Raw genomic sequence first — 26,605 nt, 5'->3', positions numbered from 1 at the left:
AAGCGCGTTTACGCGCTTGGCGCTGCTTCTTCTGCTTTAACAGCAGAAAGCTGCATGTTGCGAATTGGGTTGTCTGTATCGTTTGAAAGCTCAACAAGACGATTAAGCTGACCAACCGACATCATTACCGCATAGATTGCACCTAGGAAGCCTTGTTTATGTAGCTCAAGTACTTGCTCTTCAGGTAGCTCAAGAAGTTTTTTCTCGTTAATGCTCATCATGCCTGTAACATTGCGCTGCTTACCGTCTTGGTAAGTAAGGCGAATTTGAATTGGATCAAGTAGGTCTAGCTCAACAACTTTCGCTACAAAACGCTGTGTTAGCATTTCGCTATTCGCTAGGTCTGCTAGGAACTTCTGACGGCTATCAAGGAACTCGCTTGCTTCACCAGCTTCAGTGAATAGAGCTTGGCCTTCATCAGAAATAAGGTCAGAGTTTTCGTCAATGTAAACGCCAAGCTTGTCGCCGTCTGGACGTACGTCAAACGGATAGCGAAGGATGTTCATTGGAACGTGAGGTCCTTTCCAGCTATCGCCAGTTAGGAAAAGGTTTTGACCTTGCTCCATACCAAGCATAGTCACAACGTGGTGACGCTTAGACGCAGTGTCTTCAATGAACACTAGCGGCATTGTTGCAGCTAGTTGTGCAAATTCACGGATAGTTGCCGCTGCAAGGTGTGTGTTTTTCGCAAAGCTGAAAGATGTGTTTACCGCGACCTTTAGGTCTTTATGCTTTTCTTTATCTAGCGGTACAAAATTAATAGCCATATTTATTTCTCATACTTGTTAGCTGTGGCCCCGGCTTAATTATGTGAGAAGAGCGGGTGCCACTAAAAAATTACGTCGGCCGCGCTGATGCATATTTGACATCGATAATAAGCGGAGCGCTTGGGAGTATCCCGTATTCGCGCAATGAAGTCACGCAGTCTTCACCATAACAAGTTTTAAATTTTTATTGCAATGTAAACTTGAGGTAAACAAGCACAAGCGCTCTAAAAATGAGCAATATCGACTAATTTAAGGATTCACGAGATCAATTTGAAGTAAATGCGTAGCAAGTAAAAGCCTATTGTCGCGGTGTGCATTATCCTTTAGTCTCGTAGTGCTATTAAGTTAGCGGTTGTTGACCTAAGCGATAAAAACAAAATAAGGATTTTCTATGAAGGGGCGCTTTCCACTTTCATCTTGCGCATTAATTATTTCTGCGCTTTTTGCTTCACACTCTGTCATTGCTGACACTCCCACGTATTCAGCATCTGAAAAAGCTATAAAGATTGCACAAGAAACTATTATTGTAGATGGCCATATTGATGTTCCTTATCGCGTTAAGGAAAAATGGGTAGATGTTACCAAAGCCACCGAGGGCGGAGACTTTGACTACCCTCGTGCGGTATCTGGCGGCCTGAACGCTCCCTTTATGAGTATTTACGTGCCTGCTAGTTTGGACAACTCACCTGAATCTACCCAGCTTGCCCATGAACTCATCGATTCAGTTGAAGCCATTGTTGCCCGCGCACCGGATAAATTTGCCATTGCTAAAAGCCCTTCTGACGTAAAATCTCAATTTGAAAAAGGGGTAATTTCACTGCCGATGGGTATGGAAAATGGTTCTCCAATTCAAGGTGATTTGGCGAATCTAAAGGCTTTTTACGAGCGTGGCATTCGCTACATTACACTTGCTCATAGTCAAGCTAACCATATTTCTGACTCTTCGTATGACTTGCGTAGAAAATGGAAAGGCCTTAGCCCGTTTGGCAAAACCCTGGTGGGCGAAATGAACAACATTGGCATTATGCTGGATATTTCTCACGTGTCCGATGACGCTTTTTATCAGGTTATTGAGCTAACAAAAGTACCGGTCATCGCATCGCACTCTTCACTGCGCCGTTTCACCCCTGGCTTTGAGCGCAACATGAACGATGACATGATTAAAAAGCTCGGCGAAAATGGCGGCGTGATCATGATTAACTTTGGTTCTAGCTTTGTGTCTAAAGAAGCCGGCAAATGGCGCAGCGGCCTTACCGCTGCACGTAAAGCGCTGATTGAAAAAGAAGGCGAAGACAGCCCTAAGCTAGAGAACTTTGAAGAGAATTATCGCAAAGAAGTGCCTTACCCTTATTCAACCCTTGATGAAGTGCTTGACCATATCGATCACGTGGTAAAACTAATTGGTGTCGATCACGTGGGTATTGGTTCAGACTATGACGGTGTAGGTGACTCACTACCCATTGGGCTTAAAGACGTGGCGAGTTTTCCAAACTTAGTACAAGGGTTGCTTGATAGAGGTTATAGCCGTACCGACATTGAAAAGATATTGAGCGGCAACCTTTTGCGCGTTTGGCAACAAGTTGAAGAATATGCGGAAGGTTATGCGAAAGATCACGCGGTAGCGCACTAGTCGCGCGACGCCTAAAAAATGAAGCGTAGGGAAGCGTGTTATCGTTTCCCCATGCTTTATCTACGCTATTGCACTTTCAATTCTATCATTTTTTGCGTGACACAATTAAGTAAAACGCGCTTGGCAATACCAACAGCGTTAATACCAGTGCACTCGCCATACCGCCTACCATAGGCGCCGCAATTCGCTGCATCACCTCACTTCCGGTTCCAGTGGCATAAAGCACAGGCAACAAGCCCACAATAATAGAAAGCGAAGTCATCATTACAGGGCGAAGCCTTGCCGAGGCGGCATGGACAATAGCCTTTTTCACAAGCTCATCTTTTTTAGTGTTGCCATTTTCTGTTGCGTGGCTAGTAAGTGCTTCTGATACATATTGGTTTAGATAGACCAACATGATAACGCCTATCTCTACCGCTACACCTGCTAAGGCAATAAACCCTACGCCTACCGCCACCGACAGATTGAAGTTAAGAAGGTAAAGCAACCATACACTGCCCACCAGCGCCAACGGTAAGGTAGCAAGTATGAGTGCCACATCGCGAAGACGTTTAAATGCCAGATAAAGCAAAAGGCAGATAATGGCTAACGTTAGCGGTATAACCACCGACAGTTTTGCTTTCGCGCGCTCAAGGTAAGCAAACTGCCCCGCCCACGTAATGGAGTATCCAGTGGGTAAATCAAGGTTCTGTGACAAATGACGTTTCGCGCTATCTACATAGCCCCCTAAGTCAATACCTGTGGCCGAGTCTGACGAGATATCGATGTATACCCATCCATTTAATCGGGCATTTTCGCTTTTAATCCCCGCCGGCCCGTCGTCAATACGCACAGTTGCCACATCTCCAAGAGTAATGTGAACACCGCTTGGCGTGACGAAAGGCATGGATGCTAAAGATTCAGGCGTATCGCGGTAGTGCTGTAAAAAACGCATGGCGATAGGAAAACGCTCACGCCCTTCCACTGACTGCGTAACCACTTTGCCGCCCACTGCCGAGCCCACAATACTGTGAACATCGTCTATCGTCATGCCAAAACGCGCCGCCAACTGCCTGTCGATATCGATATAAACGTAGCGGCCACCTACTACCCGCTCAGCATATACTGATGCTGTGTTGGGCAGGTCTTTAAGCAGTGTCTCTATATCCTTTCCGATGGCTTCAATCCCTGCTAAACCAGGCCCCGCAATCTTGATCCCAACAGGGGTTTTTATCCCGGTTGCCAACATGTCGATGCGGGTTTTAATTGGCATGACCCACGCATTGGTCAGCCCAGGAAATTGCACCAAAGCGTTAAGCTCGTCTTTGAGCTTTTCAGTGGTCATGCCCGCCCTCCACTGCGCTTTCGGTTTAAGCTGAATGAAGGTTTCAATCATCGTCAATGGTGCAGGGTCCGTGGCCGTATCGGCGCGTCCAATTTTCCCGAATACCGTTTCAACCTCGGGTAAGGTTGCAATAAGCTTGTCCGTCTGCTGTAAAAGCTCTCTGGCTTTACCCACTGAAATACCCGGGTAGGTTGTAGGCATATACATCAAATCTCCTTCGTCCAGTTCGGGCATAAATTCACTACCTAGTTGGCTTAACGGCCAGTACATGGAAAGCAACAAGCAAAATGCCCCTGCCAAAGTGAGCAGTGGGTAGTTAAGCAGCCGCGTCAGCAATGGTTGATATACGCGCTCTAAAGCTCGATTTACCGGGTTCTGGGCTTCAGATCGTATTTTTCCGCGTACAAAATAACCCGCCAGCACAGGAACTAAAGTAATTGCCAGCGCCGCAGCTGCTGCCATGGCATAGGTTTTGGTAAAGGCAAGAGGCGCAAAAAGACGCCCTTCTTGCGCTTCCAATGCAAAAACAGGAATAAAGGATACGGTTATAATTAGGAGCGCAAAGAATAAAGCTGGGCCAACTTCTGTGGTCGACTTAGTCACCAGTTCCCAACGTTTGGCTGCCGAAAGCGGTGCAGATGTCGACGCAGAGATTGGTATAGATGCTCGCGACTGGGCATTCCCTGAAACGCCCTGATTTGCTGAAATAATTTCATTTGCTGAAACACCCTGACTTGCTGAAACCCTTTGAGTGGCTGAAACCCTTTGAGTGGCTGAAACCCTTTGAGTGGCTGAAGCTCCCTGACTTGAAAAAACAGCATGCTGATGAATGTGCTTGTGTAAATTTTCAACCACAACAATAGCGCCATCCACCATTGCACCAATAGCGATAGCAATGCCACCTAAAGACATGATGTTGGCATTAAGTCCCTGCAGCTTCATTACGATAAAGGCGGCGAGAATACCAATAGGCAAACTGATTAGCGCAACCATCGATGAACGTATGTGAAACAAGAAGATAGCGCATACCAAACCAACAACCAGCAATTCCTCCACTAGCTTATTGGTGAGGGTATCGACGGACTTATCAATAAGGGTGGAGCGATCGTAAACGGGGACGATATTCACCCCTTCCGGCAAGCTCGCTTTTAATGTATCCAGCTTAGCTTTAACCGCATCGATAGTGGCCTTTGCGTTTTCGCCATAGCGCATAACTATAATGCCACCCACGGTTTCGCCATTCCCGTTTAGTTCTGCAATACCGCGGCGCATCAACGGGCTTTCTACCACTTGAGCTACATCGTTAATTGTTATGCTAACGCCGTCCTTGATAACGCCTGTGGGCAACGCCAGTATGTCGTCAATGCCCTGAATATAGCTTTGCGCACTAACCATGTACTCTGCCTCGGCCATTTCAATAACCGAAGCGCCTGACGCACGGTTACCCCGTTTAAGGGCAATGTCTATCATGGATGGCTGAATGTTATAGGCACGTAATTTTTCAGGGTCGACAACAACTTGGTATTGTTTAACCATCCCTCCAACAGACGCAACTTCAGATACGCCTTCAACTGACTGAAGCTCAAACTTTAAGAACCAGTCTTGCAACGCCCTTAACTCACCAGCATCTAGCGCATTTGGCTGTCTAGCATCGTTTTCCAACGCATAAATGTAAACCCAACCTACCCCAGTGGCATCTGGGCCTAGCTGAGGTGTCACGCCTTCAGGAAGTTGCGAAGATACTTGGCTTAAGTATTCCAATACGCGGCTTCGAGCCCAGTACATGTCTGTATCATCATCAAAGATAATATACACGTAGGCATCGCCGAAGAATGAATACCCTCGCACTGTCTGTGCGCCAGGCACTGACATTAGCGTAGATGTGAGTGGAAACGTCACCTGATCTTCCACCACTTGTGGCGACTGACCGGGATAGTTTACTTTCACTATAACTTGGACATCAGATAAATCAGGGATAGCATCAACGGGGGTGTTTTTCACCGCCCAGACACCCGCAATACTGAGCATAATAGCGCTCAGCAATACCAGTATTCTATTGTTTACCGACCAGCGAATTACCGATTCAATCATGGTGCATATGTTCCTTATGATTTATCGATTTTTGTTCTGCCGACTTATGCTCCATCGATTTATGAATCATTGACTTATGAACTGTGGGCTCCAGAGCATCGCTTTGATCTCCATCGCCCTTCCGCTCGCCCGCATTATGTTTATGATTACTGTGAACTGAGTCATGCACCATGCTCTTACCCAAGGCACGCTCACTATGTTTACGCATATCAATAACTGTAAACTCTTCGCCAGTCACAAAGGTGAAAACGATCTCGTCGCCCTCTTTGAATTTAGATACGTTAATATGCTTTGAAACTGCAAAAGACATGGTCGTAGGGCCTCGATTCCACTTTTCTATGGGGCCACGGGCAATAACTATTTCTGCATTGTGTTGTCCTTCACCTGCCTTGTTTTTGACGGGTAATTCGATTGATTCAATAGTACCTGTTGTCGTGGCCTGGTGGTTGGGCGCTTCCATTCGCTTAAAGTCACTGCTTTTCGAAGACTCCGAATCAATTAAGAATTGTGCTGATACCACAACATTATCCTCAGGCAGCAAACCTTCTGTAACTTCAAAGTGCGTACTATCACTTTGCCCCAGAGTGACGCGTACCGACTTAAAGTTGCCATCGCCATCACTGAGTACTACTTTTGCGCCCTCAGCCGTGCGAATAACGGCACTGCGAGGAACCAGTAACGCAGCCTTACGTTGAGTAGGCTTTATTCCAACGTGGGCAAACATATTGGGCTTTAACGTGTGGTTGTTATTGTCTAGCGGTATGCGCACTTTCAGGGTTCGCGTTGTTTCTGACAAAGACGGATAAATATACTCTACGTGGCTTTCCCATTTAGCATCGGACCCATGATCCATTTCGTCGAGGGTAACCACAGCGCTATTATGAGGCGCTATGATTTGCGCGTATTTTTCAGGTACCTCAGCAATTACCCACACAGTATCTAGCTGTGCGATACTCATTAAGGTTGTACCGGGCTGAACGTAAAACCCTTCTCGAATATTCAGCGCTTCTACCACTCCGCTTTGTGGCGCGCTAAATGTGACGGTTTGGGCAACCCGTCTACCTTTAGTCAGGTCATCGATGGCGCGCTGCGACATACCTAATGTTTTGAGACGTTCAGCGGCCCCAGATATTAAGCGAGAGTCTCCTCGTTTTAATGCTAAAACGTATTCTTCTTGTGCACTTACCAGTTCTGGGGAGTATAAAGTGTAAAGCGCTTGGCCTTTTTCGACTTGTTCGCCTTGAGACTTAATAAACAACCTATCGACCCAACCCGATACTCGGGGGTGAATGTGCACAATGCTGTCCTCATCATAAGCCACATTGCCTACCGCCGTTACGGTCTGTTGAAGTGAGCCAATGGTGACAGGGGCAACGCTAACCCCCATATTGTGCTGCACATTTGGTGGGATCATTACCGTACCCGGCGTGCGAGCATTGCCTTGCATAGAGGACTCTGTATCAGTGGCGTATACCGGCACCAAGTCCATTCCCATCGGTGACTTTCCCGGTTTGTCACGGCGATAGCTGTCATCCATAGGGGCTACCCAGTATAGCGGGGCTTTTTTTCCGCTATGGGCAGTTTTATCGCTATGGGCATTTTCATCATTTCCGTGTTTTGATGAGTCAGATAACAATAATGAGGCTAAGCCGAACGCTAACAGGCCGCCGAATAGTAGACCTATTAGCAAACCTTTCGTTAGCGGGCTATTCAAAACAGCGCTTTTCGATTGAGTTTTGTAATTTGATGAAAGCGTCATATTTACTGCTCTCTCTGCAAAAGGTTGGCGTTAGATGACAGGTACAAATAAGCAAGCGACGCCAAAGTTTTTGCCCGCTCGACCTCAATTTTGAGTAGGTCTTCCTGCACTTCTACTTGCTTGAGGTTGGCATTAACAACATCATCGATATCGCCGGTGTCTGTGGTATAAGCTGTCAGCTCAGCTTCAGAAAGCTGTTGTACTTCGCCAATTAACGTTGTTTCGTAAAATGCTTTCCTCTCACTTAATCCCGATAGCCGTGATTTAAGCATTTCTGCCTTTGCCGCAAGCTCATTTACTTTTAATCTAAAGTCGGTCTCAGACGCATTCACCCTTGAAGCCGCCGATGAAATTGAAGCGTCTTGGCGGGATTTATTGAAAAACGGAAGATCTACCTGAACACCCAATGACACAAAATCAGCGCGGCTCGCGCCGTTTTGTGCGTCTTGCCTGTATCCATAACTAGCTTCAAAGGCCCACTGAGACTTAGTTTGCTCTCGGGCTATATTAAGATCTTGCTTTTCTATCTGAGTTTGAAACTGAAGCAGCATAGCCTCGGGATGATGCTGTAATATCGAGAAAGGTTCGCTGCTGTCGATGAAGGCTAAAAGTGAAGCAAGGCTTGTATAGCTGCGATTTAAAATAGCATCTAGTTCTAGAAACGGCTGCCCTGACAGTGACTTTGACTTTGACTCTGACTTTGATAGCGCCAGCGGCAGGCTAACGGCTTCATCCAAAGGCGCACCAAGCCACTTTGAAAGTGCAGCTCGTGCTTCATTTTCTTGCTGATAAGCCTGTATGTATTTATCGTCTAACGATAACAAAGCTAAGCGTACCTGAAGTACGTCCTTCTGAGCTGCCGCAACGACACCTTGGCTGTATCTTGAGTCAGTAAAATCGAGAAGTTGAGTAAGCAATGACCTTTCTTGGTCTAATAAGCCAATGCGACGTGCAGCGTAAATCCAGTCGAACCAGGCTATAGTGACTTCACGTTTAAGCCACGCCTTTCTCGCCTGGCTCTCTATCGACATTTTGCTGGCCATAACCTGATATTTTTTCTGGCTGTACTGATTTTCATTGCCTCTTGGCAGCTGCTGTTTCACACCTACCCTAAATTGCGTCATCGGCTCTTGGTCTAGCGCTAAACCATCGGTAGGTAGATTTTGTACCGACACCGAAATTTGTGGGTTTTCCCAATATGATGAAGCCTCAGCTTCTGCCTGAAAGCCATGTTTGCGATGTTCGTTCCCTTTAAGTAAAGGATCATGCTGAATGGCTAACTCAAGCGCGTGTTCAAGACTTAACCACTGCGCTCTGACAGGCTGAGCAAACAATAAGAAAAAAGAAAGTACGAAAAATACGGTGAAGACAGCGCTTATTTTATAAAACGCCTTAGCACCTTCACTTTCATTATTAGGTACCAGATAGTAGGTCATGGTTTACATCACTTTTTCGGTTGTAATACGTGTGGGAGCAGCCTAACTTTCGTGGTGTTTAAGGCTTAGCACGTATCACATAGACAAAACTCAAAGGCACTTTCAATCGCAGTAATGACGTCTTAGATAAAGTGCACATGTTCAGCGAAACACGTCCGCTAGATAGATCTATGCTGTGAAAAGTGATTTAGGTGGGCGAAACTGCCCGAAGTGAGGAGATGTACGCTGCCCCAGAATAGGTGCAGTGGCAGCCATTCTCGCTACCGATACTTCGGTCTCGACTGTAGGCTGAATAAGCGCACTAGCGGTAAGATTATAACAGTGTTCGGCTGGACAATTACATTCATCTTTACAGCAAGACATATCGCTCATTTGCACTGCGCTCGCGCTATTAACGCCTGCATCGCCGAGTTGGGCGCCGTTAAATTGGGCCGGGTTGCTCATACTGTTTTTAGCACTTAAATCTACGTGTTGTGATGACAATTCTTGGTGCTGACAATGTGTATTAGCAGACTCAGGGGTTGGAACCTGATGGTTAGCATGAGCCGCATCCGACTGCGGTGTCATCACCGACGCTGAATGCACATGATTGTATGAATGCTCAATAGATACAGCGCTGCCTGACGACACAAGAGCCATCATTAAAACCAGTATAAATACCAACGACCCCATGTTGGTAGGTCTATACCGTTTAAGCGTGGAATGAAGCTGGAAGCTGGTCAATTACTGTACTCTGGCCATTGCTGTATCGACTGAAATTTCACCTAGATGATAGCGTGATGTTACCGAGCAGTAAAGCCCTCGGCGTGGGCCATCACGCTTGCTTTTTATTTAAATTGCGACAAGTAATCTCGCAGCATTAAGCCCATGGTGGGAAATAGCGGGTTTGCTTTGGGCACCGCACATTCTTCCTGCTGATTTACCATGTTTGCATTGAAGTTCATTTTATTCAGCAAATTCGTATTTACCACGAGATCGGCGTGGCACAACCCGTACGACTCATCGATAACAAAGAAGGTATTCGGCCCTTGGCTTGCTTCCATCAACTGCTCTATGCCGTGAATTGGCGTTGTTACGTCAGCCTGAGAATGAGCGGCAAACAATGGCACTTCCAATTGCTGTCCTTCTTCTACTTTTTCGCGAATGGTATTTATCAGGTCCATCAACTCTAACCCCGCTAAACCCGCCACATTGGGATATTTATAAGGGTTTGGGCCATGAGTTTGATAGCTTCCATCAATAATTCTTGCTAAAAGTTTAATCCCCCAAATTCGAGACATACTTTCAGCATTATCAGACAACGCCAGCGCGCCAGAAAACAACATAAGACCATCAATATTATTTACTTCGCTTCCAGTACTATCCAGATAATGTTCAACTGCCAAGGCGCCGCCTGTAGAAAAGCCACCTACAAGCAAGGTATCACCCATGCTATCAGCCAATTTAATGACTTCATCAACGTGTGACTGCCAGCGCTCAGCTAAATCCCAGTCAGACATGTCATCATCTGCATCTCGTTTACCATGCCCAGGTAAAAGCGGCACAACTACGGTAAAACCCTCATCAAATAAGATGTCGGCGATTTCACGCATGAAGAAAGGTGAGTCGCTTAGGCCGTGGATGAGCACTGCCACTTTGCTACTTGATTTTTTGGTCAGCATGAAAGGTGAGTTGCCTTCGTTGCGCAATACATTGCTGCACACAGAAAAACGACTGAGTGCCGTTTCTCTACACGGCTGAGTTTGCCCCCATTCTTTTTCGTAAAATGCTTTAAATTGATTTTGCAGATCTGAAAAACTTCTGCTTTTCATTTCGCTAGTATCGGGCATAGATAAATTTGCGGCTATAGCCATATTTGCACTTAAAAGCGCAACAATACCTGTGAGCATTTTTACAAAAAACTTCGATGACACCATTATTCTCCGCTACGGATAATTAATAAAAAACGGGAGCAGTTTACCATGCTCCCGTTTCTTGTGAGGATTAATACGTAAATTACGTTAGCTAAAGTAAACCTCTAGATCGTCAGAACCACCGATGTGCTTACCGCCGATGAAAACTTGCGGCACGGTTTCGCGGCCACTAATCGCTGTTAAGCTTGTTAATGACGCGCCTTTGCCCAGCACAACTTCTTCGTATTCGAAGCCCTTTTCATCTAGCAACTGCTTAGCTTTAGCGCAGAAAGGGCAGCCAGGTTTTGTGATAATAGACACAGGAGCATTGGTTTGCTCTTCTGGCGCAATGTAAGCCAGCATAGTATCTGCATCTGACACTTCAAACGGGTCTCCAGGAACATCTGGTTCGATAAACATCTTGTCTACAACGCCATCTTTGACAAGCATCGAGTAACGCCAGCTTCTCTTGCCAAAGCCTAGATCCGCTTTATCTACAAGCATCCCCATGCCGTGGGTAAATTCACCATTGCCATCTGGAATCACTGTTATATTAGCGGCTTCTTGGTCAGCCGCCCACGCGTTCATAACAAAGGTGTCATTTACTGAGATACATACAATGTCGTCGATACCGTGCTTAGCAAACTTTTTTGCTAAGGCGTTATAACGCGGTAGATGCGTGGACGAGCAAGTGGGTGTAAATGCACCGGGTAAAGAGAATACCACTACGTTTTTGCCAGAAAATAATTCATCTGTCGTTCTCGTCACCCATGCATCACCCTCCCGACATGGAAACGACACGCTTGGTACTTTTTGGCCTTCTTTGGAAGTGAAGCGACTTTCTGACATAACAACCTCTTATCGGTAATTTCTACTGTAAATTTTCATTTAAGAGTAGAAGACTAGAATGAGTACTGTCACAAATCAATAGGTATTATCTTACATTCGTTAATATCGATTTTGATGCTGAACCTCGCCTCTAGCCTGCCTATGCTTTTTATCGAGGTTGAGTACAGTCGTGTCATCACTGACAGTCTCCGTAACGCTCAACATTTTAACGTAAAGCGATATTCGAGGGTTATCACCATGATTATTTTAGTTGGTGGGGAAAAAGGCGGTAGCGGAAAGAGTTGCCTAGCACAGAACATTGCAGTGTATCTTCGCACTGAAAAAGGCGCCAAGGTGTTAATGGTCGACTGCGACCCACAGCGAACGACCTCCGACTGGATCCAAGAACGCAAAGCAAATCCTCGTCTTGCTGAAATTAACTGTGTTCAGTTATATGGGAAAATACGTAACGAATTGCTCAGCTTGCGACAGTACTACGATTACGTCGTCATCGACTGTGGTGGTCAAGACAACCTTGCATTGCGCTCGTCAATGGCAGTTGCTGATCATATCCTTATTCCGCTTAGGCCTAAGCGTCGCGACCTTAAAACTGTGCCTCATATGGAAGATATTCTGTCTACTTGTAAAATGGTTAACCCTAAAATGAACGCGGCCTTTGTCATTACACAGTGCCCTTCGCTTCCTAGTTTAGCTAACCGCATTCTAGAGGCAAAAGAAGTGTGTCGTTCATTCGGCATCCCTGTTTTAAACGCTGTCACCTTCAGTAGAAACATGTATGACGATTCTGAGGAATCAGGGCAATCAGTGATTGAGAGTGAACCCGAGGGTAAAGCCGCTACGGAAATAAGAACGCTGTTTGAAGAGCTATTGGCTGGCAAATTGGAGGACGCTTATGAGTTTGCTCAACCTCAAAAAGTCGAAGCCGTTAGCTAAGCCCAACCTTCGTTCGATAGAAGATTTTATTGATGATGCACTGCTTTATGCGCAGGGCAAACTTGATAAGCAAGAAGAACAGGAAAGCAAATCTAGCGGTAAAACAGTAAATGGCCAGAGCGTTGTACCCATGAGAAAACCGGCAAAAACGGAAGGTATGCGTCACGCTACCTTTACGTTAACACCGCAGTGTATTGAAAAACTAGCAGATTTAGCTCACAGGACAGGAAAAGCAAAGTCAGCGCTTATTCGCGAATGGATTGAAGAAAACAGCAAAATTTAAACGAAAGTATAAATCCAAATACGTATAAGATTCGTTTTATCCTTCAAAATAATAAAGTTGCTAGGCCGAAGGCCTATTGAGATACTTAGTGTTAAGCGTATTCTGACAGCGTATAGGAGATACAATAGAATGGGCCGTGGAGGAATAAGCACAGCGCGCGTGCTATTGTGTGCCCTAGTGATCGCTGTACATCTAATACCGAGCAAACCGGTAAAAGCATTCGAACTGTTTCATGCTGAAGTTACACGGATCGAAACCCTGCTCAATGCTAAACAGTATGCAGATGCCGACAGCACAGCGCTCTTGGTACTAGAACAGGCATTGCAACAACGGCAAATGCCTGCAGATACTTTTTCATCACTGGGACAACTACTGCAAAGTGCATCTCGCTTTGAAGTATCGAAAGCTATTTTTAATGCTGCTCTAGAGCGTTACACCCTTGAAGGCCGCCTCAATAAAATGGCATTAACGCTTCTACAGCTCGCCACTTCCGAGCGACATCTGTCGAATTATACGAATGCAGTAACCTATATCAGGCGCGCCATGTCTATCGCACAAATTGAGCGCGATGATATTCTAAAAGCTCGATTGAACCTTGAACTCGGAATTATTCAACAGGAACAAGGCGAAATAGAAGCGGCTTTAGAGCCGCTGAAACAAGCACTGCTATACTTTCGCGAAAATGACATGGCTAACGAAATGAGCCTTTCCCTACTTCGCATTGGAGAAATTTATAGCTTACTTAACCAAGCTACGTTGGCCCACACCTACTACCAAGATGCATTCGATAGCATTCAAAGTTCGGGGAACCTTAAACTGCTTGGTTCAATAAAAACGCGTATGGGCGAATTGTCGCTAAAATCTGGTGCTGTCAAACAAGCCATTAAAACCATAAATGAAGGCCTTACTCTCCTACTTACTACCAATGACGTCGGTGCCATTGCACAAGCAAAGATGCTAATGGGTAAAGCGTTAGTTGAGGATGGCGAGGTTGCTAAAGCTAGAGCACTTCTACAAGAAGCCATGCAGTTCGCAAGTTCATCAGGGCAAACAAAACTAATGAAAGAAGGACGGCTCGCCCTTGCTCAAGCCTATATGAAAGAGCAAAACTTTGAACTAGCACTCGCAGAAGCGAGAACGGGTACTATTGATGCTCGCAAAAATAGAGATATTCGGGGGCAGCTGAGCTTTCTTTCATTGCAGCTTAGTGCTTTTGTATCCTTGGGTGAGTTTAAAAAAGCCTTGGACGTTCAATCCGTCATTCAACAGTTGCGTGAAGTACTTCTCGATTCAGAAAACAAGTCTGCCATCGAAGGGCTTCAGGCGGAAATAGAGCTTGTGCGTCAGTCCCGTACGCTAGAAAAACTGGAAGAGTCGAAACAACTTGCACTTGCCCAAGCGGAGCGTGAAAACTTACAAACTACCTTGTTTTGGAGTATATCTCTAGCAGCCCTGTTACTGACATTTTTAGTTTGGAGTCGTTACAAACAGCGCCAACAAACTATTATTCTGCGCCGCGAGGTCAGACAGCAAACGTTAACACTACAAGAGAAAAACCAAGAGCTGGAGCGAGCCTACAAAACCTTAGAGGAAGTAAGCTTACGCGACCCTTTAACCGCCTTGTACAACAGGCACTATCTAGAGTCGCAGCTTCCAGGCGAAATTAGGCGCAGTCAATTTTCAGCAAGACAAAACCCAAATACCAATAAGTCCAAACAAGACTTACTCTGCCTTCTGATTGATATCGATCACTTCAAGCGGATCAACGACGACTATGGACACATGGCGGGAGATAGGGTGTTATCGGCATTTGCCAGTGTTCTAAAAGAGGTGTTCCGACAAACCGATCTTATTATTCGGTGGGGCGGCGAAGAATTTTTGGTAGTGTGTCGACAATCAAACAGAGAAGAATTACCAGAGCTGGCAGAGCGTTGTCGGGAAATGGTAGCTCGCACACCTTTTGATATCGGGCTAGAAAAGCCTATCTACATTACCTGTAGCATTGGTTTCTCACTCCTTCCCCCAGATAAAGAAGATGATTTTGATACCGCATGGAAACGCACGTTTGCGGTTGTAGACTACGCGCTATATGCAACCAAGCTGTCCGGTAGAAACGGCTGGGTGGGCGTAATAGAAACCCTCGAAGCACCCAGAGCGCAACCAACCTTATTAGATACTAAGTTCAACTTTCCTGGTTCAAGAATTGCCACGTCTTTCAATAACGTGGCCAGCATTCAATGGCCAGACACCCTCGATAACTAGCAGTAGAGGAATGAGATATGTATAGAGGAAGCTGCAGCTGCCAAGCCATTCAATATGAAATTGAACATATTGACGAGTTTGAAGCCGACGATGAAACACTCACTCAGACAGATACAAGTAAACTGCGTACGGCAGTTGAAAAAGAACGACTTGTCATTGACTGCGCCCCTTCCGCGCTAGCCGAATTACATCAAGCAAACGGTGAAACACACCATGTATGTAACGTGTGTGGAAGCGTGATATGTATAGAAGTAAGCCCAAATAAAGTGCTACTTGACGTAACCTTTAGCGGCCACGACGCTCTAGCCGAGCCTCACCGCCAATTTATCTTATAAAACGGCGATGGTCAGTTGAGCTCAGTTCAGGTAAGCTCAGTTGTATAAAGACAAGCGATATATAGCAAAGCCTAACCCTTGTTAAATGGCGCTAATGAAAAGGGTGAGATGCTTATCCCTCGCCCTTTTCGCTTGAGCACCCACAGCGGTGGTGACAAGCTTTTAGTCACTGCTTTTAATGTCTTCCATGTGATACTTATCAATTAACGAATAAAGTGTTGGTCGGGTAACGCCAAGCAGCTCGGCTGTTTTCGACATATTTTTATCCGCTTTTTGGTAAGCCCTTCTAATGGCCCGACTTTCAGCTATTTCCCGCACTTCTCGTAAATTTAATGTTTCAGGCTCATCATGGGCATCTACAGGCATAAGCCCTAGGTCGTCAGGCTGTATAACCGTGCCCTCAGCCATAATCACTGCTGACTTGAGCTTGTTTTGCATTTCGCGAATGTTGCCCGGCCATTTGTGAGCTAACATGGCATTGACGGCCGTTTCTGAAAAACTCTTAGCTTTGGCTTTAAACTCTTCGCGATAAATATTTAAAAAGGTACGAGCAAGCAGAATAATGTCTTGATCCCTTTCCCGCAGCGGCGGGATCATAATGGGCATTTCGCCCACTCGATAATATAGATCTTCTCTAAAGGTTTCTTGCGCGACCATGGATTGTAAATCTCGGTGAGTCGCACAAATCACGCGTATATCAACCGGAATTTCATTGCGTCCACCCACCCGTTCAATCACTCTCTCTTGCAAGAAACGCAGCATCTTAGCTTGCAAACCAATAGGCATATCGCCAATTTCATCTAGAAATAGCGTACCGCCCTGTGCCGTTTCAATCTTACCTATAGTGGTCTTATTAGCGCCTGTAAATGCCCCTTTTTCATACCCAAACAACTCACTTTCCAGCAAGTTTTCGGGTATTGATGCACAGTTAATAGCCACAAAAGGTTTCTCTTTTCTGGGGCTATGTTCATGAATGCTGCGCGCAAACACTTCTTTACCCGTGCCACTTTCACCAAGCAACAGCGTACTGATATCGGTATTGGCAATTTTCTCGGCGCGGCGCACCACCTTTTGAATAGCCTCGCTATTGCCTACTATCCTTGACATACCTGAACGAGTGCGCGCTAGGATACTGTTCTCATGTTCTAATTTCGACAGGTTTAAAGCGCGATTGACGAGTAATTTAACAGTGTCTGAGTCGATAGGTTTTTGATAAAAATCGTACGCCCCGAAATCAATGGCTTTAAGCGCATTTTGCTTATCACTGTTACCCGTGACAACTATGACCTTTGTTCTCGGCGCCAATTTAATGATGTCGTGAAGAATTCGTAAACCCTCAGAAGCGTTGGCGGGGTCTGGTGGAAGCCCTAAATCTAGTGTAACAACTTTGGGTTCAAAACGACGCAGCTGCGCAATGGCAGAAGTATGATCGTCAGCAAAAACAACATTGTAATCCGTAAGACTCCATTTAAGCTGTTTTTGAATGCCTAAATCATCATCTACTACCAAAATGGTATCGGTCATTTCATCATCCTATTAATCTACTTCATCCATCCAAGGAACGTGGATTTTGTCACGCAAGCATCCACTTTCTACTTATTCGTTCTATCCTATCGGAAAATGCAGCGTAAAACAGCTACCGCGTCCCGGTTCACTTTGGACCGTTAGTTTACCACCAATAGACTCGATATAGGTTTTAGCATCGTAAGCGCCAATTCCCATACCTGCATTTCCTTTTGTGGTATCAAAGGGTTTAAATAAACGTTCTTCGATAAAGCTTTTTTCCATACCCACGCCGGTATCTTCTATCAACACAAGTTGAGTATCACTGTCGGAATTAGCAGTAATCACAACATCAACCTCGCCGTCATCGCCTGTTGCTTGTTGCGCGTTACTGATTAAATGGTAAAAGACATTGGCTACTTTTTCTTTATCAACAATAACGGCCGTTTCTTTAAGCACATGCACTTTAGGAATAGGTTTTAACCCTGAGCAACGGCTGCTTACCACATCCTTAGCCACATCTGATAGTAACAGTTCAGCGTCTACCCCTTCCTGTACCGCCTTTTTATCAGTGAGTTGCTTTAGCATTTTTTCCATTCTAGCTTTAGTATGCTCTAAGGTTTCGAATGTATCGTCGATAAACTCAGGATTGTGCTTATGTTGTTGAGCGTTCGCCAAAATAAGGTCCACTTGAGCAAGCACATTTTTTAAATCGTGAAGTACGAATGCAGACATGCGATTAAATGCAGCAAACTGTGCATTTTCAGCCACTACTTGTGCCGCCTCATGGTGCTGCATGTATGTACCTACTTGCTCAGAAACAGCAGTAAGATAGTCTTTAACTTCCCAATTGAGACTAATTTTTTCCTTATCTCCTGGCGAGAGTAAGGCAAATCCCCATAACCCACCGTCTTTCAGGAAAGGTACAAAGAGCTGGTACCCCCACTCCTTCAAAGCATTGCGGTCTAGCTTTAAGCCTTCGTAATCAAAGGGCTTAACCAGATAAGCATCCGTATCAATGATCCAACCGTTTTTATCACTGTATTGCGCTAGGGTTTCTAACGTAGCGCAAGTAGCTCTGTTTTGCGCTTCGCTGGTCGCATTTATAGTAGGAGATGCCTCGGCCACGCGTTCATAGCCATTTGCATTCACCTTAAAGAGTTCGCCCGATTCATATTGAATTGCGTTTAGCATGCCCGTTAGCCCAGCGTGATAAACATCTGATGACGAATCCCCAGTCCGAGTCAGCCATTGGGTTAATTTCACCCATTCAACGCGATAGTCGAACTGATTGGCAAAAAAATGTTTCGTTATAAAAACTTTTATTTTGGTACGAAAGGCATTCGATAAAAATACGGTGGCTAACAAAGCAAATGACATCACCACGAGGATAATTTGTACGGTAGCGCCCCAGTTACCCCCCACATAGTTTATGGCATAGCCAACCACGGCCATGACGAATAGGTAACCACCCGCCACAAGCAATAATGAGCTATGTAAAACCACATCACGGGATATAAATATATCTATCCCCCAGTGATGAATACGGCGAATTGATATCACAAGCAAAGGCATGAGCAAAAAGTAGATATAACCCCGTGCAGCGATATACCCAATTTCCACTTGGTTAACCATGGTCGCATTAGCGTAGGTTACAAACTCGAACAAGTTCGTTGCGCCAAGATAAATAATAAGCGGTTTAAACGCCCACTGCTCTCTTCCCGCTTGCCGGTAGACAACCTCTAAAAGTACAAGAACTTCTAAAGATAGTACGATTAAAACGAGAAAACTCCACGCAGGGTTAATTGCCAACAAATAAGGTGCAAGAAGCGCGATAAGTGCTGGAGCGACGATAATCAGCGTAATAGGACGTTTTAATACAGCAGCAATATTACTGAAATTGGTTTGAATACAAGCCGACAGAAACAGAAGCCAAGCCAACTGCTTCACAACATCAATGCTTAATAGCCAACTAAGAGAAATGGGGCCGAACAGCGAGGTAATTAAACTCGTCGACCATAAAAAAGTGGCAGCGGTCGCAACGACAAGCAGGTGCTTGGCTACGCCTGGCTTTCGTACTGTTAGTAACAACAATAAAAGGGCTAGGTGCGCCAGACTATTTAGCCCATAGCCTACATCTGAAATCATCCTTTTATCTCACCTTTATTATCATTATTAGGAGACATAGATCTACGTACTAGCAGATCATTACATTGATAATACTCGATTTGTTCCGTCCATGTTAGATGCTGCATTAGAAGCTGCAAAATTCTTTCTCTTTTTCTGTACAACTCCTAATTAGAAGCAAGAACCTTTTTTATGCTGGCCACCTTTTGCTATTGCTGCATCAGATAGAGCATCTAGTTGAGTAAAACGGGTTTAACAAACATTTAACTTACGTTCTTTGTGGTGCGCAGGCCAAACCTGCGCTTTGAGCTTTTACCGTTTACGAACTACCAGTGAGCCAATTGAATAGCCTGCTCCGAATGAGCACAGCACCCCGATATCGCCAGAGACTAAATCTTCATGATTCAAACCGAAGGCAATGACAGAACCCGCAGAAGCTGTGTTCGCGTACTCATCTAGTACAATAGGCGCTTCTGTCCTGTCTGCGTCGCGACCTAACAAGCGCTTACAAATCAATGTGTTCATGTTGATATTGGCCTGATGCAACCACCAGCGCTTCACACCTTCAGGTGTAATGTCATGAGTTGCTAGGTGCGCTTCAATATGAGCCGCTGCCATTGGGCATACTTCTTTAAATACTTTGCGCCCAGCTTGGTGGAAAAGCTTGTCAGGTCCGTAAGGGTCGACATCTTCAGCACGTGTCATATAGCCAAAATTCGAACGAATATTATTTGAAAACTTCGTCAGAGCCTTGGTACTAAGTACATCATAAACGTGTTCACTTTTAGCCGTTTCAGCGAGCTCTAACACAGTTGCTGTTGCTACGTCACCAAAAATGAAGTGGCTGTCGCGATCTGCGTAATTAATTTGAGGAGAAACCAGCTCAGGGTTTATAACGAGTACGCGGGTAGCATTGTTAGCACTCAGCATCTCATAAGCGCGATGCATACCGAAGGTTGCTGCTGAGCAGGCAACTAACATATCAAAGCCAAAGCCCTCAATATTCAGTGCTTCTTGTACTTCGATAGCAATAGCTGGATAGGCGCGTTGTGTGTAGGCACATGATACAATAACGGCATCAATCTCACTCGCACTCACGTTCGCGGAAGCCAGAGCCAGTTTAGCTGCCTCAACGGCAATTTCTGCCTGATGAGAAAGTTCATCATCTGTTCGCGGCGCAATTTTTGGCTTCATTCGAGTGATGTCCAGCGCCCCCTCTTTTTGATAGATATAGCGACTTTTAATTCCCGACGCCTTTTCAATAAACTCTGCACTTGAGTAAGGTACGGCGGCTACATCACCCGCATCAATTTTAGCTTTATTTTCAGTGTTAAACGCGTCGGCGTATGCGTTATAACTCTCTACTAACTCTTCGTTGGAAATACTGTCTTTTGGGTGCCAAACACCCACACCACTAATCACTATCTGTTGAGACATAAGCATTCTCTATTATCTGTTAACACTTCTGGCTTTTAGAACGTCGCGTTACTTCGTGTCCTTCACGCAACGGCGCCAGTGCAATTAAGCCTAATCGTACCTTTTATTAGCAATACGACTGCGTTTTATGAGCTATAGCTTACCTTAATCCTTTGGCGGTGTAACTATGGTGAAAGTCACGCCGCCCCTTGAAACAATTAAATTGTGGCTGAAAAAGAATTGACTTGACCAATAAAACAACACACGTCGCCCCAGTCAGAAAAGAATTGTTTATTCTAGGATGCAAACTCAGCATTTTTTTTCATCACATGAACATTTCGACAAAGCAAAAAAATAACACTATTAATCAGCATGTTAAATGACGTAAAAAGTGACGACACAGAATACCTGACAGATAGGTGCGCCTAACATTCCTACAATTCATTTACAAAATAATGACCTCCACCTCGATATTGGTTGACAAATTGGCAAGATAGAAATAGGGTTTAGACATTAAATTGGTAATAACAATAGTCTCTCGATTATTAAGTGTCGGCTTTTCGGCAATAATCTGTTTAGGACTAGGTGATACCAAAGATGACGAGGTTGTATCTAACCTTCGAAATTTTACTTATGAGGAAAAGATAATGTCTAAACCATCAATTGGTTTCATCGGGCTTGGTCTAATGGGCGGCAACATGGTTGAAAACCTTTTAAACAAGGGCTTTCCAACCACAGTTATGGACTTAAACCCTGACGCAGTTGCTAAGTGCACGGAACGCGGCGCTAAGGTAGCAAAAACAGGTAAGGAACTAGCTGAGAGCGCGGATATCGTCATGCTGTGCTTAACGACGTCGAATATTGTCGAATCAGTAATGTATGCTGAAGACGGTATTATGGCGGGTCTTAAAGAAGGCGCCGTGGTTATTGATTTTGGAACATCTATTCCATCTTCAACAAGAAAAATTGGCGCAGACTTGGCAGCCAAAGGTGTAGGCATGGTAGATGCACCGTTAGGACGTACACCAGCGCATGCAAAAGATGGCCTACTTAATATTATGGCTTCTGGCGATAAAGAAACATTTGAAAAAGTGAAACCTGTACTTGATGAACAAGGTGAAAATGTATTCTACCTTGGCCAGCTTGGCGCAGGTCACACTACAAAACTTATTAATAACTTCATGGGTATGACCACCGTCTGTGCAATGTCACAAGCTTTTGCGGTAGCAGAGCGCGCTGGTGTCGATCGCCAACAGCTTTTTGACATCATGTCAGCAGGTCCATCTAACTCACCATTTATGCAATTCTGTAAAAACTATGCAGTTGATAACAATAGTGATTTAGGGTTTTCTATCGCTAACGCTAACAAAGATCTAGGCTATTTCTTGAAAATGGTAGAAGACTTGGGCACTGAGTCAAAAATTGCTGAAGGTTCATCAGCGAATTTGCAAGCAGCTTTAGACGCGGGTTTGGGTAACGGCAATGTACCTGAAATCTATGACTATTTTGTCAAACTAGATAAGTAGTAAACGAACGCTCTGGCGAAACTATACACAACCTAAAAGAGAAGTGATGCCGTGAAAATTCAAGGTCTACGTTGGTGGGTAATTACACTTATTGCTCTCGCAACAATTATAAATTACATCGATAGGCAAGCTTTAAGCGTATTATGGCCTGCTATTGTAGAAGACTTGTTTCCCGATGAATCAGCGTTAGAAAGGAAACAGATTTACGCTAATATCTCCATCGTGTTTGTTTTCTCTTACGCGTTTGGTCAGGCGATTTTCGGTAAGATTTTCGACTGGATTGGAACGCGAATTGGCTTCGTCCTTTCTATTGGTGTCTGGTCCCTCGCCACTATTGCTCATGCTTTTGCGCAAGGCATGTTGAGCTTCAGTATCTTTAGATCGATTTTAGGGATTGCCGAGGCAGGCAACTGGCCTGGTGCGACCAAAGGTAACGCGGAGTGGTTCCCCACGAAAGAACGCGCGTTAGCCCAAGGTATCTTTAATTCTGGTGCAGCCATTGGTGGCATCATAGCCTTCCCCATTATTGGCTTTTTAACCCTACATTTTAGCTGGCAAGCAGTATTTATTATCGTAGGTGTCATCGGTCTTTTATGGCTATTGCCTTGGGTAATTATAGTTAAAGCTCCACCAGCGATGCACGCATGGATTACCGAGGAAGAGAAACACTATATTCTTTCTGGTCAGCGCACCATGAGCGAAAATAAAGATGAAAATGGTAATGCCAAGGAAATGGAAGAATACAGTCCTTCAACAGGAGAACTGCTTTCTCGTAAAGAGAGCTGGGGTGTAATTATCGCTTCGGCGGCAATCGACCCTATTTGGTGGTTATTTGTATTCTGGATACCTATCTACCTTAACGAAGTGTACGGCATGAACGTTACCGAGATAGGTATATACGGCTGGGTACCATATGTAGGTGCAATGCTTGGTGCATGGTTTGGCGGTTTGTTAGCGCAAAATCGCATAGCAGCTGGCTGGACGCCGAATAAGACAAGGAAGCTAGTTATCACCTTAGGCTGTCTAATAATGCTTCCTGCACTTATCGCAATGTCAGACCCTGGCGCGCCAACAGTAGCTGTTCTTATTATGGCCGTTATCCTGTTCGGTTTCCAAACAGCAATAGGTAACGTTCAAACCCTTCCAAGTGACTTGTTTGGTAAAAGAGCGGTGGGTACCTTATCCGGTTTTTCTGGAATGGCGGCAAAACTAGGTGCTGTAGGGTTAACATCGTTAGTTCCATGGCTTACTGCAGATGGTAACTATACGCCAGCCTTCGTCATCGGAGCATCGTTAGCTATCGTTGCGATTGCGGCCATTTGGCTTCTTATTCCAAAAATAGAAATGCTTAAGCCTAAGCGTTAGTACACCGATGCGCTACCAGAATTATTAAATTGTCTGGTAGCGCTTTTTGTACACAAAGCTCTAGTGTTGCTAGCAAATGACGTTAGTTTGCCCCTTAACCTAAAATCCATCTGAGTGTTACAGAGAAAAGTACTCTTACCCCAGACCTATCTGACCAATTCAGCTCATATCTTCTAATGAGCTAATTTGAAACGCTTTAATTTTCAAGAAATTTAGTAAATTTGCTAGCAAATGTTAATAAATTGTGTTTTTATTAGCATTATTACCAATTTGGTAAAGACAAATACACATATTGGTAACACCAAAACAAAATAAAAACTTTACCACCCTACAATTTAACTCGGAGCACGATGCCATCATGAAGATTAAAGCATTTGCACTTTGTGCCATAGCAGCAGCCATTACGGGATGCGATGTAGATTCTGATAATAACCCTAATACGCTAGGTAGTATCACGCTATCTGGTACGCCAACTTCTGGCGAAACGCTAACTGCCTCAGTCAGTGACCCAGATGGTATTTCATCAGACGTAAACTACTTTTGGTACGCAGACAATCAACTTATTGCTGACGCCAGCGGTGCAAGTTTTACTCTTACTGACGATCAAATTGGTTCGGCTATAACAGTACAAGGCTCTTACACCGACGATGGTGGTATTAACGAATCTCACGTAAGTGAGCCAACAAGTGATGTGATGGCAATAGCGTTTGAATCAAGTATCGCCATCTCTGGCGATGTGGTAGTAGGCGGCATGCTGACTGCGACAGTTTCAGATGAAAACGGTGTAGAACCAGAAAATGTTGTTTATACATGGTTCGCAGATGATGTTGCTATTGAAAATGAAGTTACATCTACAATCACGCTCACAGAAAATGAGTTTGGTAAAGTTATTACCGTATCAGCGACTTTTACTGATAACCGCGGTTTTGATGAAGCGCCTATGTCTGAACCGACAGTCCCTGTAGGTCGTGTAAATTCAGAAGGTGCAATCGCTATTGTAGGCACGCCTACTGTTGGCAACACCCTTACTTCAGAAATTAGTGATGAAGATGGCGCTACCGGTGAAGTGACATACCAATGGTATGGTGATGAGGCTGCGATCTCGGGAGCTACTCAAAGCAGTTACGTTGTTGATGCGAGTCTGGTTGGACAAGTAATTACTGTCGAGGCATCTTACACTGATGATAACGGATTTGAAGAAGTTATCACTTCTGAACCTACTATACCGGTTAACGAGCAAGCTGTAGACGAGGCTGGCTCGATTGAGATAACAGGATCCGTTCCCTATTTGGTAGACGGTGTTTTAACGGCAACACTGACAGACAACAACGGGTTTGACGAAGCGAACGTAGAATACACATGGTTTGCTGATGGCGTAGCTATTGCCGATAGTAACAGCAGCACTTACACACCAAGTGCTAACGCTGGCGCAATTATTTCTGTGGAAGCCTCGTATACGGATAATGATGGTTTTGAAGGTTCTGCATCAGATGCGGTAGATACCATTGTTTACACTACCGTTGTTAACGATAAAGCCGGTCTTGAAAGTGCCCTTAATAGCGGCCTTGCCGACGGCGATGTCGTAGGCCTAAACACCAACGTTTATGCTGACCTAGCACCCATTATGTTAACTAGTGCTGTAACCATGACTGCCGTAGAAGGCGAAACCCCGGTTATATCTGGTGAAGCATGTGTGAATATTGCGAGCACGGTAGACGGTGCTGCGATAAAAGGCATGCGTTTTGAGAACATTGATACGGCATTAGACTCTTACTGTGAAAGCGAAGCCGCTGCAGTTATCTATTCAGAAGGCGATAACTTTACTTTTGCTGAAAACACAATGGATGGTGACCAGACCACATTGAATGAAGAAACTCATCATTGGCTTGTTGTTAATGGTGAAGGCGCAATGATTGAGCGTAATACCTTCCGCAATAGAAACAACGCGGTTAAAGGTTCAGTAATCAAGCTCTCTTCTTCGGGTCTAAACCATACAATTCAGTACAATTTGTTTGAAAATGCGGTTAACCCAAACTTCAACCAATCAAGCCTATTACTTCTTAACGTTGGAAGTACTACGGGTGCAGATGCGGCAGAAGACGCGAACTTTGTTGTTCAGTACAACCGTATTGATAACTTCACTTCAGGCCGTCGCCTAATGCGCGTTCAAACGTCTGGCGCTACTATTCAGGGCAACACTATTATCGATGCTAATGGTGGTATTTCGCTAGAAGACGGTGGGTTTAACACCGTTAATGATAATATCATTATCAGAACAACTGATATTTCTGGTTCAGACGACCGTCCAAGTGGTGTATTGATGACACCGCTCGGCCATACAGTAACTAACAACTACATAGCAGGTATCCGTTCAGGCAACAAAGAAGCTGGCGGCTTAGTATTCACTGCTAACCCATTCTCACAGGCTGACGGCGGTGTACCTAACGCAGGTAACCAAGCTGTGCTTGACGGCAGCGGCGACCTAACGCTTACGGTTACCAATAATACTGTTCTAAATTCACTTCAGCCCATCGTATTTAGTACAGAGATTGGCAGTAAAGCACCAGTAGGCGATTGCGATGAATTAACTGCAGATAACGCCCCTATTCTGTATGGCTTAACCAAAAACTTCTTCGTAATCGACTTCGATGCTAATGCTATTGCTAATGGATTTAACGAAGCAGATAAAGAAAGCACCTTAGGTTTTGCGTTTGACTCAGAAGCAGTGAGCAGTGACCACGCTTTTGAATACGACTGTGATCTAATCAATCACGAAGAATCATTACTTTCTAACAACTTCGGCTTTACTGATAGCTATGCATCAGGCGATGTTGAAGATGAGTCTTGGGTAGACATTCGCAACCTTAACGGCAATGGCGAATTTGATACCGACGGCGCTATCGACCAAAACCCCGCAGACAATGGCAAGGAAGTGCCAGAGTTTGTTACCGCTACCAACGGTCTAATTGAAACCGACCCGAACGGTGCACAAGCAGTCGCTGGAGCTAAAGGGCTTTACTACATTCAGTCTACTGATGTAGGTGCTGGCTCTACTTGGACAGCAGACAATTAATACATAAAACACAAATACCCTACACATTAAGTCA

At 44.9% G+C, this 26,605-nt stretch carries 18 protein-coding genes; 8 read left to right on the top strand and 10 right to left on the bottom strand.

The annotated features are described in order from the left end of the window. Positions 1-8: 8 nt before the first annotated feature. Positions 9-767 carry a SapC family protein gene (locus D1814_RS12645; RefSeq protein WP_118492785.1) on the bottom strand — a complete coding sequence of 253 codons (759 nt, stop codon included), beginning with the start codon at positions 765-767 and terminating at the stop codon, positions 9-11. Between the two features lie 391 nt (positions 768-1,158). Here D1814_RS12645 and D1814_RS12640 point away from each other — a divergent pair, with 391 nt between their 5' ends. After that, positions 1,159-2,397, top strand: a complete 1,239-nt coding sequence (locus D1814_RS12640; RefSeq protein ID WP_118492784.1) for a dipeptidase — start codon at positions 1,159-1,161, stop codon at positions 2,395-2,397. 85 nt (positions 2,398-2,482) lie between these two features. Here the strand turns inward: D1814_RS12640 and D1814_RS12635 are convergent, their stop codons facing one another. From D1814_RS12635 to D1814_RS12610, 6 genes are all read right to left on the bottom strand, one after another. Then, positions 2,483-5,812 (bottom strand): efflux RND transporter permease subunit, encoded by a 3,330-nt coding sequence (locus tag D1814_RS12635; protein WP_118492783.1) that lies wholly within the window; start codon positions 5,810-5,812, stop codon positions 2,483-2,485. Then, a complete protein-coding gene (locus D1814_RS12630; RefSeq protein WP_118492782.1) occupies positions 5,805-7,571 on the bottom strand; it encodes an efflux RND transporter periplasmic adaptor subunit in 1,767 nt (588 codons plus the stop codon). Before D1814_RS12630 ends, D1814_RS12635 begins: the two co-directional genes overlap by 8 nt. A gap of 2 nt (positions 7,572-7,573) precedes the next feature. Further along, positions 7,574-9,007 (bottom strand): TolC family protein, encoded by a 1,434-nt coding sequence (locus tag D1814_RS12625; RefSeq protein ID WP_118492781.1) that lies wholly within the window; start codon positions 9,005-9,007, stop codon positions 7,574-7,576. A 168-nt stretch (positions 9,008-9,175) separates the two neighbouring features. Continuing rightward, a complete protein-coding gene (locus tag D1814_RS12620) occupies positions 9,176-9,679 on the bottom strand; it encodes a hypothetical protein (protein ID WP_232368874.1) in 504 nt (167 codons plus the stop codon). 155 nt (positions 9,680-9,834) lie between these two features. After that, complete coding sequence (locus D1814_RS12615) at positions 9,835-10,923, bottom strand: alpha/beta hydrolase (protein ID WP_183037596.1); 1,089 nt, start codon at positions 10,921-10,923, stop codon at positions 9,835-9,837. A gap of 84 nt (positions 10,924-11,007) precedes the next feature. After that, the gene (locus D1814_RS12610; protein ID WP_118492779.1) at positions 11,008-11,748 is read right to left on the bottom strand and encodes a glutathione peroxidase; all 741 of its coding nucleotides are present in this window, start codon (positions 11,746-11,748) and stop codon (positions 11,008-11,010) included. A gap of 237 nt (positions 11,749-11,985) precedes the next feature. On the opposite strand from D1814_RS12610, the gene D1814_RS12605 reads away from it, so the two are divergent. The 4 genes from D1814_RS12605 (at position 11,986) to D1814_RS12590 (ending at position 15,561) form a co-directional block, all read left to right on the top strand. Then, complete coding sequence (locus D1814_RS12605) at positions 11,986-12,681, top strand: AAA family ATPase (RefSeq protein ID WP_118492777.1); 696 nt, start codon at positions 11,986-11,988, stop codon at positions 12,679-12,681. Further along, positions 12,641-12,964 (top strand): replication protein RepA, encoded by a 324-nt coding sequence (locus tag D1814_RS12600; protein ID WP_118492775.1) that lies wholly within the window; start codon positions 12,641-12,643, stop codon positions 12,962-12,964. The genes D1814_RS12605 and D1814_RS12600 overlap by 41 nt, the downstream gene beginning before the upstream one ends. A 129-nt stretch (positions 12,965-13,093) precedes the next feature. Beyond that, a complete protein-coding gene (locus tag D1814_RS12595; RefSeq protein ID WP_118492773.1) occupies positions 13,094-15,226 on the top strand; it encodes a tetratricopeptide repeat-containing diguanylate cyclase in 2,133 nt (710 codons plus the stop codon). A 17-nt stretch (positions 15,227-15,243) separates the two neighbouring features. Next, a complete protein-coding gene (locus D1814_RS12590; RefSeq protein ID WP_118492771.1) occupies positions 15,244-15,561 on the top strand; it encodes a GFA family protein in 318 nt (105 codons plus the stop codon). 162 nt (positions 15,562-15,723) lie between these two features. On the opposite strand, the gene prsR is transcribed toward D1814_RS12590, so the two are convergent. The 3 genes from prsR to D1814_RS12575 all read right to left on the bottom strand — a co-directional run bounded on the left by prsR (position 15,724) and on the right by D1814_RS12575 (position 20,628). Further along, a complete protein-coding gene (gene prsR / locus D1814_RS12585; protein ID WP_118492769.1) occupies positions 15,724-17,085 on the bottom strand; it encodes a PEP-CTERM-box response regulator transcription factor in 1,362 nt (453 codons plus the stop codon). Positions 17,086-17,166: 81 nt separating this feature from the next. After that, positions 17,167-19,212, bottom strand: coding sequence for an XrtA/PEP-CTERM system histidine kinase PrsK (prsK, locus tag D1814_RS12580; protein WP_118492767.1), 2,046 nt, complete (start codon positions 19,210-19,212; stop codon positions 17,167-17,169). A gap of 291 nt (positions 19,213-19,503) precedes the next feature. After that, positions 19,504-20,628, bottom strand: a complete 1,125-nt coding sequence (locus D1814_RS12575; RefSeq protein ID WP_118492765.1) for a beta-ketoacyl-ACP synthase III — start codon at positions 20,626-20,628, stop codon at positions 19,504-19,506. Positions 20,629-21,254: 626 nt separating this feature from the next. Here D1814_RS12575 and D1814_RS12570 point away from each other — a divergent pair. From D1814_RS12570 to D1814_RS12560, 3 genes are all read left to right on the top strand, one after another. Continuing rightward, positions 21,255-22,133 (top strand): NAD(P)-dependent oxidoreductase, encoded by an 879-nt coding sequence (locus D1814_RS12570; RefSeq protein WP_118492763.1) that lies wholly within the window; start codon positions 21,255-21,257, stop codon positions 22,131-22,133. A gap of 51 nt (positions 22,134-22,184) precedes the next feature. Further along, positions 22,185-23,498 carry an MFS transporter gene (locus tag D1814_RS12565; protein ID WP_118492761.1) on the top strand — a complete coding sequence of 438 codons (1,314 nt, stop codon included), beginning with the start codon at positions 22,185-22,187 and terminating at the stop codon, positions 23,496-23,498. Between the two features lie 358 nt (positions 23,499-23,856). Continuing rightward, entirely contained in the window at positions 23,857-26,571 is a 2,715-nt protein-coding gene (locus D1814_RS12560) for a poly(beta-D-mannuronate) lyase (RefSeq protein ID WP_118495383.1), read from the top strand. Positions 26,572-26,605: the final 34 nt, after the last annotated feature.

The organism is Alteromonas sp. BL110 (genome assembly GCF_003443615.1).
GTDB lineage: Bacteria > Pseudomonadota > Gammaproteobacteria > Enterobacterales > Alteromonadaceae > Alteromonas.
This window is presented reverse-complemented; position numbering and strand designations above follow the sequence as displayed.

Excerpts from the sequence above, each read along its gene's own strand:
- D1814_RS12645 (WP_118492785.1), bottom strand. The coding sequence starts at position 767 with ATGGCTATTAATTTTGTACCGCTAGATAAAGAAAAGCATAAAGACCTA.
- D1814_RS12640 (WP_118492784.1), top strand. The coding sequence starts at position 1,159 with ATGAAGGGGCGCTTTCCACTTTCATCTTGCGCATTAATTATTTCTGCG.
- D1814_RS12635 (WP_118492783.1), bottom strand. The coding sequence starts at position 5,812 with ATGATTGAATCGGTAATTCGCTGGTCGGTAAACAATAGAATACTGGTA.
- D1814_RS12630 (WP_118492782.1), bottom strand. The coding sequence starts at position 7,571 with ATGACGCTTTCATCAAATTACAAAACTCAATCGAAAAGCGCTGTTTTG.
- D1814_RS12625 (WP_118492781.1), bottom strand. The coding sequence starts at position 9,007 with ATGACCTACTATCTGGTACCTAATAATGAAAGTGAAGGTGCTAAGGCG.
- D1814_RS12620 (WP_232368874.1), bottom strand. The coding sequence starts at position 9,679 with ATGGGGTCGTTGGTATTTATACTGGTTTTAATGATGGCTCTTGTGTCG.
- D1814_RS12615 (WP_183037596.1), bottom strand. The coding sequence starts at position 10,923 with ATGGTGTCATCGAAGTTTTTTGTAAAAATGCTCACAGGTATTGTTGCG.
- D1814_RS12610 (WP_118492779.1), bottom strand. The coding sequence starts at position 11,748 with ATGTCAGAAAGTCGCTTCACTTCCAAAGAAGGCCAAAAAGTACCAAGC.
- D1814_RS12605 (WP_118492777.1), top strand. The coding sequence starts at position 11,986 with ATGATTATTTTAGTTGGTGGGGAAAAAGGCGGTAGCGGAAAGAGTTGC.
- D1814_RS12600 (WP_118492775.1), top strand. The coding sequence starts at position 12,641 with ATGAGTTTGCTCAACCTCAAAAAGTCGAAGCCGTTAGCTAAGCCCAAC.
- D1814_RS12595 (WP_118492773.1), top strand. The coding sequence starts at position 13,094 with ATGGGCCGTGGAGGAATAAGCACAGCGCGCGTGCTATTGTGTGCCCTA.
- D1814_RS12590 (WP_118492771.1), top strand. The coding sequence starts at position 15,244 with ATGTATAGAGGAAGCTGCAGCTGCCAAGCCATTCAATATGAAATTGAA.
- prsR (WP_118492769.1), bottom strand. The coding sequence starts at position 17,085 with ATGACCGATACCATTTTGGTAGTAGATGATGATTTAGGCATTCAAAAA.
- prsK (WP_118492767.1), bottom strand. The coding sequence starts at position 19,212 with ATGATTTCAGATGTAGGCTATGGGCTAAATAGTCTGGCGCACCTAGCC.
- D1814_RS12575 (WP_118492765.1), bottom strand. The coding sequence starts at position 20,628 with ATGTCTCAACAGATAGTGATTAGTGGTGTGGGTGTTTGGCACCCAAAA.
- D1814_RS12570 (WP_118492763.1), top strand. The coding sequence starts at position 21,255 with ATGTCTAAACCATCAATTGGTTTCATCGGGCTTGGTCTAATGGGCGGC.
- D1814_RS12560 (WP_118495383.1), top strand. The coding sequence starts at position 23,857 with ATGAAGATTAAAGCATTTGCACTTTGTGCCATAGCAGCAGCCATTACG.